The sequence below is a fragment of the Sulfurimonas sp. NW9 genome (assembly GCF_051132275.1).
Lineage (GTDB): Bacteria > Campylobacterota > Campylobacteria > Campylobacterales > Sulfurimonadaceae > Sulfurimonas > Sulfurimonas hydrogeniphila.
The window spans coordinates 1,937,789-1,950,751 of sequence record NZ_CP093236.1 but is presented as its reverse complement, the minus strand read 5'-3'; the positions used below and the strand labels follow the sequence as shown (position 1 = coordinate 1,950,751).

12 protein-coding genes, 1 tRNA gene and 1 rRNA gene are annotated in these 12,963 nt (G+C 38.9%); all 14 read left to right on the top strand.

The window, feature by feature from the left end; genetic code table 11:
* The first annotated feature begins 2 nt into the window (after nucleotides 1–2).
* The 14 genes from waaA to MLC44_RS11005 all read left to right on the top strand — a co-directional run bounded on the left by waaA (nucleotide 3) and on the right by MLC44_RS11005 (nucleotide 12,811).
* Complete coding sequence (waaA, locus tag MLC44_RS11070; protein ID WP_346389581.1) at nucleotides 3–1,169, top strand: lipid IV(A) 3-deoxy-D-manno-octulosonic acid transferase; 1,167 nt, start codon at nucleotides 3–5, stop codon at nucleotides 1,167–1,169.
* Between the two features lie 14 nt (nucleotides 1,170–1,183).
* Nucleotides 1,184–1,918, top strand: a complete 735-nt coding sequence (locus MLC44_RS11065; protein ID WP_151899610.1) for a pseudouridine synthase family protein — start codon at nucleotides 1,184–1,186, stop codon at nucleotides 1,916–1,918.
* A gap of 59 nt (nucleotides 1,919–1,977) precedes the next feature.
* On the top strand, nucleotides 1,978–3,333 hold the full coding sequence (gene ffh, locus MLC44_RS11060) for a signal recognition particle protein (RefSeq protein ID WP_418640658.1): 1,356 nt from the start codon (nucleotides 1,978–1,980) through the stop codon (nucleotides 3,331–3,333).
* 270 nt (nucleotides 3,334–3,603) lie between these two features.
* Complete coding sequence (rpsP, locus tag MLC44_RS11055; RefSeq protein WP_151899612.1) at nucleotides 3,604–3,825, top strand: 30S ribosomal protein S16; 222 nt, start codon at nucleotides 3,604–3,606, stop codon at nucleotides 3,823–3,825.
* A gap of 2 nt (nucleotides 3,826–3,827) precedes the next feature.
* The gene (locus MLC44_RS11050) at nucleotides 3,828–4,064 is read left to right on the top strand and encodes a KH domain-containing protein (protein ID WP_151899613.1); all 237 of its coding nucleotides are present in this window, start codon (nucleotides 3,828–3,830) and stop codon (nucleotides 4,062–4,064) included.
* A 13-nt stretch (nucleotides 4,065–4,077) separates the two neighbouring features.
* The gene (gene rimM / locus MLC44_RS11045; RefSeq protein WP_434657365.1) at nucleotides 4,078–4,593 is read left to right on the top strand and encodes a ribosome maturation factor RimM; all 516 of its coding nucleotides are present in this window, start codon (nucleotides 4,078–4,080) and stop codon (nucleotides 4,591–4,593) included.
* Nucleotides 4,594–5,295 carry a tRNA (guanosine(37)-N1)-methyltransferase TrmD gene (gene trmD / locus MLC44_RS11040; RefSeq protein ID WP_151899615.1) on the top strand — a complete coding sequence of 234 codons (702 nt, stop codon included), beginning with the start codon at nucleotides 4,594–4,596 and terminating at the stop codon, nucleotides 5,293–5,295.
* Between the two features lie 133 nt (nucleotides 5,296–5,428).
* Nucleotides 5,429–5,788 (top strand): 50S ribosomal protein L19, encoded by a 360-nt coding sequence (rplS, locus tag MLC44_RS11035; RefSeq protein WP_151899616.1) that lies wholly within the window; start codon nucleotides 5,429–5,431, stop codon nucleotides 5,786–5,788.
* Between the two features lie 146 nt (nucleotides 5,789–5,934).
* Nucleotides 5,935–7,038, top strand: coding sequence for a M20 family metallopeptidase (locus tag MLC44_RS11030; RefSeq protein WP_434657363.1), 1,104 nt, complete (start codon nucleotides 5,935–5,937; stop codon nucleotides 7,036–7,038).
* Between the two features lie 9 nt (nucleotides 7,039–7,047).
* On the top strand, nucleotides 7,048–7,962 hold the full coding sequence (locus MLC44_RS11025; protein WP_151899618.1) for an ATP-grasp domain-containing protein: 915 nt from the start codon (nucleotides 7,048–7,050) through the stop codon (nucleotides 7,960–7,962).
* 32 nt (nucleotides 7,963–7,994) lie between these two features.
* Nucleotides 7,995–8,375 (top strand): M14 family zinc carboxypeptidase, encoded by a 381-nt coding sequence (locus MLC44_RS11020; protein WP_434657361.1) that lies wholly within the window; start codon nucleotides 7,995–7,997, stop codon nucleotides 8,373–8,375.
* A complete protein-coding gene (locus MLC44_RS11015; protein ID WP_434657359.1) occupies nucleotides 8,257–10,584 on the top strand; it encodes a M14 family zinc carboxypeptidase in 2,328 nt (775 codons plus the stop codon). Before MLC44_RS11020 ends, MLC44_RS11015 begins: the two co-directional genes overlap by 119 nt.
* Nucleotides 10,585–11,072: 488 nt before the next feature.
* Nucleotides 11,073–12,593 (top strand): 16S ribosomal RNA (locus MLC44_RS11010).
* Between the two features lie 142 nt (nucleotides 12,594–12,735).
* Nucleotides 12,736–12,811 (top strand) — tRNA-Ala (locus MLC44_RS11005).
* Nucleotides 12,812–12,963: the final 152 nt, after the last annotated feature.

Sequence of the window (12,963 nt, the reverse complement as noted above, 5' to 3'; positions counted from 1 at the left end):
GCTTGAAGCCGTTTTTCCTTTTCTATTATGTACTGAGTGTAATGCTGTTTATAACAGCATTGCCTCTTTTGATATTGCTTGCTTTTAAAAAAAAATACAAAGAATCAATTCCTGCACGTTTTTTTCTTTTTAAGAACCCTCCGTTTCGCAGTACAAATGCAATTTGGTTTCATGTCTGCTCTTTAGGTGAAGCCAGAGCCCTTAAACCGCTTCTGGATCTATTGGCAAATAAAAAGATACTTGTGACAACGATTACACAAACCGGACACAATGAAGCAAAAAAATATAATGCAGAGGTACGTTATCTTCCGTATGAAATGTATCTGCCGTTTTGGGTCAAACCGCAGAAAAAGCTTATTGTACTTGAGGCAGAATTTTGGTATCTGCTCTTTAGCATAGCGCGTTCACGCGGTGCAGAAGTTATTTTGCTTAATGCCAGAATTTCAGATAAAAGTGTCAAAAAATATATGAAGTTTGCCTGGTTTTATAAAAAACTTTTAGAGAATGTAGATATGGTCTATGCTCAAAGCGAAAGTGACAAAAACAGATTTTTGGCCTTGGGTGCAAAACACATTGAAGTGATTGGCAATATAAAATTGGCAGGTGAAATCAAAAAAACAAAAGAATACGAAAAGCCCGATGCGGAAGTAATTGTAGCTGGAAGTACCCATCCTGGTGAGGAACAAAGCATTTTAGAGGCATTTTTTGCCTATGAAAAGAGCAAAGAGGCAAAACTTGTAATTGTTCCCCGTCATCCGGAACGTTTTGCAGAGGTATATAGCTTAATGGAACGATACGGCAGGCAAAATAATGCCACTGTTTCCCGTTTTTCAGAAGGAAAGAGTTTTGCAGGTGATTTGATTTTAGTCGATATGATGGGTGAACTCAACAATATTTATGCCATCAGCGACATAGCCATATTAGGGGGTGCTTTTAAAAATGATGTCGGTGGGCACAATCCGCTCGAACCGGCTTATTTCGGATGTAAAATAATTACAGGAAAGCATTTTTTTCACCAAAAAGAGTTGTTTAAATATGTCCATCACGTGCAGTATGTTGAGCCGGATGAAATAGCCGATGCACTTGAGATGACAAAGGAGTTGCCGCCTTCAATGGTAGAAGAGCAGATAAACCTGGAACCCGTGGTTCAAAAAATATTAAAAAATTAAAAGGAGCTGGTAAAATGGCAACAGAAAAAGCGTATAAATTATTGGCACAGCAAGAGGGAATTTCCAATTCCAATGCAAAGTCTATGATAGACAGAGGACTTGTGTATGTCGGCAACAAAAAAGTGATGATTGCCCGTGGTGAAATTGATGAGCGAACGATATTCAGAGTAGAAAAAGTAGAACACGTTAAGCCTATTTTTGAAAATGATGACATTGTTGTAGTCGATAAGCCGGCACATGTAAACTCGGACGAGATAGAGCGTCAATTTAAACCGGCGGTACTGTTGCACAGACTCGACCGCGAAACAAGCGGTGTTTTAATGCTTGTAAAAAATGAGGAATTTCGTCAGCGTGCTATCAAAGAGTTTCGTGATGACAAAGTCTACAAAGAGTATATCGCCTGGGTTGAGGGAATAATGACCGAGCCGATTGAAGTAGACAAAGCAATTACTACACAGAAAAAAAACAACAAAGCCTACTCAAATGTTTCTCCAAAAGGAAAACCGGCGAGAACGGAGTTTTTTCCTGATATTGTCAGTGCCAAAAAAACAAAAGTCAAATGTATTATTCACAATGGGCGCACACATCAGATAAGAGTCCATGCACGTTATATTGACCATCCTATAGTCGGTGACGAGCAGTATGGCGGGCGTCGTGCAAAACGCGTGATGCTCCATGCCCATAAAGTCAGACTTCTTGGAATGGAGTTTGTGGCAAAAGAGCCCAAAAGCTTTGTTACATTTGAATAATTAAGAAAAACTTAGTTACAATTTCGAAAAAATTTATATAGAATAAAAGAGGTGTTTTCATGTTCGGTACTTTAACAGATTCGTTTACAAATGCAATAAAAAAGATTCGTTTTCACGATGATGACAAGGCACTCTCCAAAGCACTCAATGAACTGAAAAAAAATCTTTTAAAAGCGGATGTCAACCATAAAGTCGTCAAAGAACTGATTCAAAAAGTACAACTGCGTACAAAAGAAAAAGGGATAGGCAAAGACCAGTTTCTTGAAGCCTTACGTGAAACTCTCAACGAACTCTTAGATGTAGGCGGCAACCGAGGATTCGTCTTTGCTCCCAACCCTCCGACTGTGATTTTGATGACAGGACTGCAGGGGTCTGGTAAAACAACTACAACCGGTAAGCTTGCAAATTATCTTAAAAACAAAGGCAAAAAAGTACTTGTTGTTGCAGCTGACTTGCAACGTCTTGCCGCGGTAGAACAATTACGCCAGATTACCGCACAAATTGAAGTTGAATTGTATGAAGATGAAGCAACAAAAAATCCTGTAGATGTTGTACAGTCTGCATTAGAGTATGCTGATTCCAAGATTTTCGATGTTGTGCTTATAGATACGGCCGGTCGTCTGGCTATTGATGAAGAACTTATGGATGAGCTTGAAAATGTAAAAAAAGCGGCAAATCCTGATGAAATCTTTTATGTGGCCGACTCTTTGACAGGGCAGGATGCCGTACGCACAGCAACGAGTTTTAAAGAAAAAATCGGGATTGACGGCGTAATTCTTTCCAAATACGACGGAGATGCAAAGGGCGGTGTTGCTTTGGGTCTTTCATCTCAGGTACAGGTACCGCTTCGTTTTATCGGTCTGGGTGAAAAAATGGAAGATTTGGAAGTCTTTTTACCGGAGCGTATTGTCAACCGTCTGATGGGTTTTGGTGATGTAGAAGGACTTGCGGAAAAAGTAACGAATGTTATTGATGAAAAACAGGCGAAAAAACTGACAAAAAAAATTCAAAAAGGCAAATTTAACTTTAATGATTTTTTAGAACAGATGGAACAGATGAAAAAAATGGGAAGCATGAGTTCTATCATAGGAATGATTCCGGGCATGGGCAATATGTCCAAAGCGATTAAGGATTTTGATTTTGAAAACTCCGGAGAGCTTAAAAATATCAAAGCCATGGTTGCTTCAATGACAAAAAAAGAGCGAGAAAACCCCGACCTGTTAAATAACTCAAGAAAGCAAAGAATTGCAAAAGGGTGCGGCCTTGATATCGTTGAAATAAACAGAATGATCAAGCAGTTTAAAAATGCAGGGAAAATGGCAAAGAAATTTTCCGGCAAAAACGGTATGAAGCAGCTTCAGTCGATGATGGGCCAGGCAGGCGGACCAGGAGGTATGGGTGGCCTGCCAAGATAGAGATTGTAATTTAAGAAAAAAGTGGATATAATTCCATTTCAAATAAATCTTTTTAAACAATACCTCTGTGATAAAAAGATTTGTAGCCTGTTTACCGGTTACATGTGTACATCCAACTATAGAGATGGTAAGAGGGAAGCAAAATTATTTAAGAGAAAAAAGACTCTTCTGCATTTATACCTTCCCAAAAAAACTTAGCATTTATAGTAATAAACTCTCAATATGTATACATGTAACCGGTAACAGGTAAATAAAAAAACAGGAAACAAAATGACAGTAATTAGACTTACTCGTATGGGAAGAAAGAAAAGACCATTTTACCGTATCGCGGTAACAGACAGCCGTAAACGTAGAGATGGTGGTTGGATAGAACTTATCGGATATTACAATCCAATGACAAAAGAGCTGAAAGTTGACAATGAAAGAGTTGATTACTGGTTGGGCGTCGGTGCTCAGATGAGTGATCGTGTGAAAAAGATCACTGGTCGTTAATTATGATTGCTGATTTTGTCGCACAATTTGCAAGACTGATAGCATCACACCCCGATGATATCAGAGTTGAAGTTCAAGAGGGCGATGAAATAACAGAAATAGTTCTCTACGCAAACCAGGCAGATATAGGGAAATTAATAGGAAAAAGCGGTAAGATGATTGGTGCTATTAAAACTGTGATTTCCGGATGTAAAGCAAAAGATGGTGTGAGTTACCGTATCAATGTCGAAGCAGTCTAGTAAAGAAAAGTTGTTGCATATAGCAACGATTGGTAAAACCGTCGGCATTCATGGAGATATGAAATTGCATCTTAAGTGCGATTTTCCTGAACAGTTTGTTAAGGGAGCCACTTTTTTAATCAATAAAAGTGAGCGCATTACTTTAAGTGATGTTGATTTGAATCGTGGATTGGTTCGCATTAACAGCATTGCAAATCCTGAAGATGCCAAAAAGTTTACAAATGCAAAACTTTTTACCACCTACGAAGAGACAAGAAAAAACTGTCATTTGGAAGAGGGTGAGTATTTCTGGTTTGATTTGGAAGATTGTGAAGTCTATGAAGATGACAAATGTCTTGGCAGAGTAAAAGAGATAGAGAGATTCAATACTACCAATTATTTAAGTATTGTTACGGATGAAAGTTTAGTCGAAAGCGGTTTGGCCAAGAGCTTTTTGGTTCCTTTTATTGAACCGTTTAAAGTGGAAGTTGACATTGAGAACAAACGCATCACACTCAGTGGTGCTGTTGATATCCTGGAAGCTTCTTGAATGCGCTTTACTTTTGTTACTCTTTTTTCTGCTCTGATTGAAGGCTATTTTAAAGATTCGATTTTGAAACGGGCCATTGAGAAGGATATCATAAAGATAGACTATTTGAATCCTCGGGATTACTCAAAGAACAAACACTCTAAAGTTGATGATACGGCAGTAGGCGGCGGTGCGGGAATGGTAATGAATCCACAGCCGCTTTTTGATGCACTGGATGATTTGAAAAATAAAGATGAAAATGTTCATATCATTTTTTTGACTCCGGTTGCCAAACCTTTTGTACAGAATGATGCAAAGCGTTTGGCAAAGAAAACCCATATAGCTTTTGTGAGTGGAAGATATGAGGGAATAGATGAAAGAGTTATTGAAAAATATGCGGATGAAGTATTTTCTATCGGTGATTATATTTTAACAGGAGGCGAACTCGCCTCTCTGGTTATATGTGATGCTGTAAGCAGAAATATAGAGGGTGTTTTGGGGAATTCTGAATCTTTGGAGATTGAGAGTTTTGAAACGCCGCTTTTGGAAGCACCGTCATTTTCAAAACCACAAAACTATGAAGGTTTAAGTGTTCCATCAGAATACTTAAAGGGAAATCATAGTAAAATTCGCTCACTAAAATTAGCCTTGTCTGAAGCAAAGACCAAATTCTTTAGACCAGAACAGCTATTAAAGCACAAATCGGAAGAACGATTACGCTAAATCGCACCAGTGCGATGGGCTTTTCGCCGAGAAAAACAAAGTGTTAACGTAGAGAAAGGAATTATTTCCATTCTCGTTATAAATCAAATGGAGGGTTTCCTTCATTTATGAAATAAATTAAGGATCTAGTCTTATGAGAAATAAGTATATTGAAAACTTTGAAAAAGCACAAACTGCTGAGAAAAATATTCCAGATTTTCGTGCCGGGGATACTGTAAATTTAGCAGTAACAATTAAAGAAGGTGACAAAACTCGTGTACAAAACTACGAGGGTGTTTGTATAGCTAAGCGTGGTCAGGGAACAGGGCAAACAATTACAGTACGCAAAATCGGTGCTAACGGTGTTGGTATTGAGAGAATTTTCCCAGTTTATTCTGACTCAATCAATGAAATTAAAGTGATTCGTCGCGGTCGTGTTCGTCGTGCAAAACTTTTTTATCTTCGTGCACTTGCCGGTAAAAAAGCCCGTATTAAAGAACTTAGAAGAAAATAATTCTTCTGGGCTCTTGCCTTCTTCATATTTTATAACATTCCCACATTACACATATTTTTTAAACTCCGTAAAAATTAATCTAACTTTTTAGCATAAATAACAAATTCATAGTATAATCAATAAAAATAGACATTATTTGGATAACAATGAACTACATAGCAGACTTAAAAAAGGTCGTAGAAATAAATTCCTATACAAAAAACACAGAAGGTGTGAACCTTGTCGGTGAAATTTTTGATGAATGGTTTGGGGCATTGGGTTTTGAAACGGTCATTTACAAACGCAACAATGTCGGTGATCATCGTTACTACAAGTCTTTACATGTAAAGAATTCTCCAAAATTACTTTTGCTCGGACATATTGACACGGTTTTTCCTCCCGGAAAATTTGAATATTTTACAGAAGATGACACCTGGGTATACGGGCCGGGTGTATGTGATATGAAAGGCGGCAATATTGTACTGCTTGAAGCACTGCGCCAGCTTACATGTAAAGGCGTGAAAATTCAAAATATTGATATTCTTTTGGTCAGTGATGAAGAGACTGGGAGTGATGATTCCAAATATCTGACTGCTGAACTTGCCAAAGAGTATGCGTATTGTTTTGTGTATGAAGCGGCCGGTGCGCATTTGGAACTTGTAACCGGACGAAAAGGTGTAGGAACTTTCTTTGTTGACATAGAGGGCAAAGCAGCCCATGCAGGCAATCATTACAGTGAGGGCTGTGATGCAAATTTAGAACTTGCATACAAGCTGCAAAAACTTGTGCAGTTGACAGACCTGGACAAAGGCACAACGGTTAATGTCGGAAAAATTATGGGAGGAATAGGGGCAAACACTGTCTCTCCGCAGGCACAATTGGTTTTTGAATTGAGATACAAATATTCTGCTGAGAAAGAGAGAGTGTTGGCAGCCATAGAAAAGATTGTGCAAAGCTCTGTTGTTGATGGCGTAAAAGCAACATTAAGCGGTGGTATACAAAGAGATGTGATGCAGACAACAGAGGATTCAATCGCTCTACTTAAAAAAATAGAAAAGATTACACAACAGCAAATATCCGCGGAAGAAAGAGGCGGAGTGAGTGATGCAAATATTGTCAGCGCATGTGGTGTTGTGACACTTGATGGTTTCGGACCGTTTGGTGACGGAGATCATACAGTAAAAGAGCGGGCGAGCAAGGAGAGTTTTGTCCGTCGCATAGAGATGAGCAGAAAGCTCTTTGGGTATTTTATAAAAAATTTAAAATTTTAGGGGATGTCAATGAAAAAAAGAAAAATCGGCATGTGGTTATATAAGAATGGCGGCGGAGACAAAATAGCAAAAAAAATAATTAAAAAACTCAAAGAAAGAAACATTGAAGTATTAAACGATATTAATTTGCGTCATGCGATTGCAAAAAATGCGCATATACTCTATCACGGAAAAGAGTATCATGGAGAAAAACTCGATACACTGGATCTATTTTTTTCCTATAATGCAGGGGAACAGACACAGTATCAAATGTACCTGTATCAGGCATTAAACCGAATTATTCCGATGATTAACTCTTATGAGTCTTTTGCTTTGACAGAAGATAAGTTTCAGACCTCGTTTGTTCTGAGAAACAGCGGTGTGAAAACAGCTGATTATAAGCTGTGTCATCGGGATGATGGGCATGAACTTAAAAAAATCATTAAAAAATGGGACAAAATGGTCTACAAGCCTACTGATGGCTGGGGTGGTGTGGGACTTACCAAAATCGAGAATGAAGCAAGCCTGGATATGCTTATGCCTTTTTTAAATCAGATGGATCTGCGCTATTTTTATGTAGAAAAATTTATTGATTATGATAATACGGATTTCAGAGTTGATATTGTTGACGGAGAATTTGTTTCGTGTTACGGAAGAAAAGCCAGCGGAACTGACTGGCGTACAAATGTGACAAGCGGCGGCAGTGTTTTTGTACGTGAAGCAAATGACGAAGTTGTCAGTATTGCAAAAAAAGCATGCAAAGCAACAGGTGTGGATATTGGTGGCGTAGATATTATTTATGACAGAGAAAAAGAAGAGTATATTGTTTTGGAAGTAAACGGTATTCCCGCTTTTGCTACTCCTGAACAGGAAAAAATGGGATTAAACTTTAATGACAAAAAAATTGATTTAATTGTGGATTTAATTGACAGAAAAACGAAGTAAGAGTATCATTTCAAAAAAATGAAGGCAATGGCTTGAGACAACAATATAGTTCATATGATGAATGTATAAATTTTTTTAATTCTGCTCAAAAGAGACATCCAAATCTTGTTAAAGTAGAAACAATAGGACAAACATGGGAAAGCAGAGATATCATTGCTGTCTCAATTACTAAAAATGTAGAGGCACATCTGAAAAAACCTGCACTTTTTTACACAGGTACAATTCATGCAAGAGAATGGATTGGAATAGAACTTTCTCTTGCTTTTGCAAAATATATTTTAGAACATATTGATTATGAACCACAACTTAACAAAATATTGGACAATACAACACTCTATATGGTTCCCCTGTGCAAATCCGGATGGTTTCGAATACTCAAGAAACCATTTTTCTTTTTGGAGAAAAAACCGTAGAAAAAATCCTGACGGAAGTTACGGGGTTGATTTAAACAGAAATTTCAGTGTAGGTTTTACTCCGAACAAAAATTATACTTCGAATGTCTACTCTGGTCCGAAACCGTTCAGTGAACCGGAAACCGCAGCCATTAGAGATTTTATACTCGAACGCAAAAATATTACAATTGCTTTGGACTACCATTCTCAGGGCAATGTATTTTTTCCTGCACACAATTTTATTCATGAAGATGCGGAGGATGCTGTTGACTTAAATCTTCTGGCGGGAAATATGGCAGAAGAAATAAGAAAAGAGTCTTCTCGTGAATACGGCATTCATATGGGAAAACCGCCTGTGCATCTCATTTCAGGAAGCGGACGCGAGTTTTACTATTCTCAGGGAATCCTTTCGCTAGTAGCAGAAGTCGGAACGAGAAACATCAGTGACTATATTGAGAATATGAGTGAGAATATCCAGGAAAATATTCCAGCTTTGATTATGGCTCTCTCCGAAGTAAACAATTACAAAAAAGAAAACAATTTACAACGTGTTGAAAATTTTGTGGCAACAGGCATTGGGGCAAAAGAGGTAGAACTTAGCTGGGAGTATATAGAAGACGAAACAATTTATTTTGAAATTTATCGTTCAACAAAACTCAAAGGATTTGCGCAGGCCTCCAATCGAATTGCCATGACAAAAATGAAAAGTTTTACAGATTCCAATTTAAAGAGTTCGACAAATTATTATTATTATATTCGTGCGGTCTGCAAGGACAAGTCAATTAAATCACCTTATGCTCAACTTGTTGCGGTAAGAACAAAACCGGCTGAAAATATGTTTTCCAAAATTTTATATCCCATTGCAAGCAAAATAGGATATGTCGGAGAAAAGACACAAAAGAACAAAGATCATTTTGGGAACAATTCTCTGTTTGTCGGAATTTCAGAACAAAAAGGGGAGTGTTACGGAGTGTGTGGATTTTCCTTAATGACAATTCCGGAAAATGCGATTATTACAGCAGCAAAAATTTCATTTTATCCGATGAACCGGGTTGCTGTACAGGTTGAGCGCTATGGTCAGTGGCGGGTTGGACAGATGGATGAGCGTACAATAGACAAAATAGACAGTTTTGATGATATAAAAAATGCAAAAATGCTTTCTTATATAGATCGACCAACCTCTTCACATCAATTGGCTCAGGGTATATGGAGAGAATATCAATTTGCAGAACAGGAAATAAAAGTTCTTGAAAAAGCTTTAAAAAGACGAGAAGCATATTTTAGAATGCAAGGACCGACCTCTTTGCCGCTTGACAGGTCTTCTCAGTTGATGCAGTGGGATATCGGATATGGAAAATTCAGTGGAGGATTAACCTACAGACCAAAGCTTGATATTTCGTATACCATACATGAAGCAAAACTGGATATTCAATCTTCTTATGAGTTTACAGTCAATCATGACAATATAAAAGACAGTGCGCTTAAATCCGGATATGACGCAAGTGGCAACCTGAAATATGCATGCATTGAATTTGATTTATTGAATTTACCGGATATGGAAAATACCGTAGTATCTGATGCGTATATAGATTTACAGGCATATCAGGTGAATGCAAAAGAGAATAATTTACGTTTTCATATAGAACTGGTGGAACCGATTACAGGTGAAATTACCTATGAGAAGATAAAAAACAGAAACATTATTGAGAGAATCGGATATGACGTAAGTATTACAGAGATCAAGAGGTCTTCAAAACAGAGATTTGTTTTTGATACATATGCAATTCAGGAAATGCTTGAGTTGGCAAAAGAAAAGAAGAAAGCCTTTTTTGTAATTTCCGCTTCATCAGAAACTGAGATGTCCAAAAATGCTGATGTAAACTGGATAGACAATAAAAAAATAGATAAACCGGTTTTAACTCTGGATTACATCCGTAAAAGGAAAAATCCGCCAAAACAGGTAGAGAACTTACGGGCAAGTATGGAAAACGGAATAATAAAACTGCAGTGGGAAAGTCCTGAAGACGATGGCTACAGAGGTGTGATTGTTGTAAAAAACAGATTCAAGGTTCCATGCTCTCCTTATGATGGACAAAAACTCTATGGCGGCAGTGATAATTATACGTATGATAATTTTGGTGATTTGAATGTTCATAAATATTATGCAGTATTTTCATATGATGATGTTCCAAATTTTTCTGAACCTGTATATATTGAAGTAAACAGTTAGAAGTTTGTTTGAGTCAAACTTCTATAAAAAGTAACAAATAAAAAACTTCAAAAACTTTTTAAAAAACCCACCAAACATTAAGCAGTCTCTAAGCAATACTCCCCTATAATTCCCATCCACAAACAGAGAGACCTGATTTAAAAGGCCTGAAGAGACTTCGAGTAGAAGCTTTTAAAAATGTTTGAGATCATTGAAAACTAAGCAAGTAAGAGACTTTTTAGCTTTAGAGTTAAAGAGATAAATTACTTAGAAATAACTAATAAACAACAACCGTCTATTCTATTTTGAAATCCATACAGGCTTGCCTGTATGGTTCCCTTAATAGTAATAGATAACTATTATTCTGTGCTTGAAATGGCACAGAACATACAACAGTCTAGTAATAGAACCTTAAGCAGTTTTATTAAGACTTAAAATAACAAAGCCAATGATTTAATAATCTTGGGCAAAAGATCAGTAATAAGTTTACTTATCTTTCTGTAATAACAATTATGGAGAGTTTGATCCTGGCTCAGAATGAACGCTGGCGGCGTGCTTAACACATGCAAGTCGAACGGTAACAGATGGTAGCTTGCTACTATGCTGACGAGTGGCGCACGGGTGAGTAATATATAGATAATGTGCCCCTTGGACCGGGATAGCCATTGGAAACGATGATTAATACCGGATACTCCTTCTTATCACAAGATAAGTCGGGAAATGGATTCCGCCAAGGGATCGGTCTATATCCCATCAGCTAGTTGGTAGTGTAAGAGACTACCAAGGCGATGACGGGTAGCGGGTTTGAGAGGATGATCCGCCACACTGGTACTGAGACACGGACCAGACTCCTACGGGAGGCAGCAGTGAGGAATATTGCACAATGGGGGAAACCCTGATGCAGCAACGCCGCGTGGAGGATGACGCATTTCGGTGTGTAAACTCCTTTTATATGTCAAGAAAATGACGGTAGCATATGAATAAGCACCGGCTAACTCCGTGCCAGCAGCCGCGGTAATACGGAGGGTGCAAGCGTTATTCGGAATCACTGGGCGTAAAGGACGCGTAGGCGGGTTGGCAAGTCAGATGTGAAATCCTACAGCTTAACTGTAGAACTGCATTTGAAACTGCCGACCTAGAGTATGGGAGGGGGAGATGGAATTAGTGGTGTAGGGGTAAAATCCGTAGATATCACTAGGAATACCGAAAGCGAAGGCGATCTCCTGGAACATAACTGACGCTAAGGCGTGAAAGCGTGGGGAGCAAACAGGATTAGATACCCTGGTAGTCCACGCCCTAAACGATGTTCACTAGTCGTCGCTCTGCTAGTCAGGGCGGTGATGCACTTAACAGATTAAGTGAACCGCCTGGGGAGTACGGTCGCAAGATTAAAACTCAAAGGAATAGACGGGGACCCGCACAAGTGGTGGAGCATGTGGTTTAATTCGAAGATACGCGAAGAACCTTACCTAGCCTTGACATTGAGAGAACCTGCCAGAGATGGCGGGGTGCCCTTCGGGGAGCTCGAAAACAGGTGCTGCACGGCTGTCGTCAGCTCGTGTCGTGAGATGTTGGGTTAAGTCCCGCAACGAGCGCAACCCTCGTCCTTAGTTGCTAGCAGGTTAAGCTGAGCACTCTAAGGAGACTGCCTTCGTAAGGAGGAGGAAGGTGAGGACGACGTCAAGTCATCATGGCCCTTATGGCTAGGGCTACACACGTGCTACAATGGGGCGTACAGAGTGTTGCGATACCGCGAGGTGGAGCTAATCACTTAAAGCGTCTCTCAGTTCGGATTGGAGTCTGCAACTCGACTCCATGAAGCTGGAATCACTAGTAATCGTAGATCAGCAATGCTACGGTGAATACGTTCCCGGGTCTTGTACTCACCGCCCGTCACACCATGGGAGTTGATTTCACCCGAAATCGGGAAGCCAACCTTCGGGGGGCTACCGCTTACGGTGGAATTAGCGACTGGGGTGAAGTCGTAACAAGGTAACCGTAGGAGAACCTGCGGTTGGATCACCTCCTTTCTAGAGTAAAGAGCACTCATTCGATTGAGTGGCTCAACACAAGAAAATCTCACACGAGAAATAGTTTATTAGTTGTTTCAAAAGTTAACTTACTTGCTTAGTTTTCAGTGATCTGTGTTCATTTGAATTACGATTATAAAATGGGGAATTAGCTCAGCTGGGAGAGCGCCTGCCTTGCACGCAGGAGGTCAGCGGTTCGATCCCGCTATTCTCCACCATTTCTTAGCGATTTGCACTTAAAAAAGAAACTCACATACTAAAGTATGCTTCGCTTCTTTTTTAAGCACAACTCATCTAAGAAACAAGTTTCTAAATTAAATATAAGTTCTTAAAGTCATAAGAATTTATATTTGGTTTAAAAACCAAACGA

Coding starts and splice junctions, on each gene's coding strand:
- MLC44_RS11065 (WP_151899610.1), top strand. CDS start 1,184: ATGGCAACAGAAAAAGCGTATAAATTATTGGCACAGCAAGAGGGAATT.
- ffh (WP_418640658.1), top strand. CDS start 1,978: ATGTTCGGTACTTTAACAGATTCGTTTACAAATGCAATAAAAAAGATT.
- rpsP (WP_151899612.1), top strand. CDS start 3,604: ATGACAGTAATTAGACTTACTCGTATGGGAAGAAAGAAAAGACCATTT.
- MLC44_RS11050 (WP_151899613.1), top strand. CDS start 3,828: ATGATTGCTGATTTTGTCGCACAATTTGCAAGACTGATAGCATCACAC.
- trmD (WP_151899615.1), top strand. CDS start 4,594: ATGCGCTTTACTTTTGTTACTCTTTTTTCTGCTCTGATTGAAGGCTAT.
- rplS (WP_151899616.1), top strand. CDS start 5,429: ATGAGAAATAAGTATATTGAAAACTTTGAAAAAGCACAAACTGCTGAG.
- MLC44_RS11030 (WP_434657363.1), top strand. CDS start 5,935: ATGAACTACATAGCAGACTTAAAAAAGGTCGTAGAAATAAATTCCTAT.
- MLC44_RS11025 (WP_151899618.1), top strand. CDS start 7,048: ATGAAAAAAAGAAAAATCGGCATGTGGTTATATAAGAATGGCGGCGGA.
- MLC44_RS11015 (WP_434657359.1), top strand. CDS start 8,257: ATGAACCACAACTTAACAAAATATTGGACAATACAACACTCTATATGG.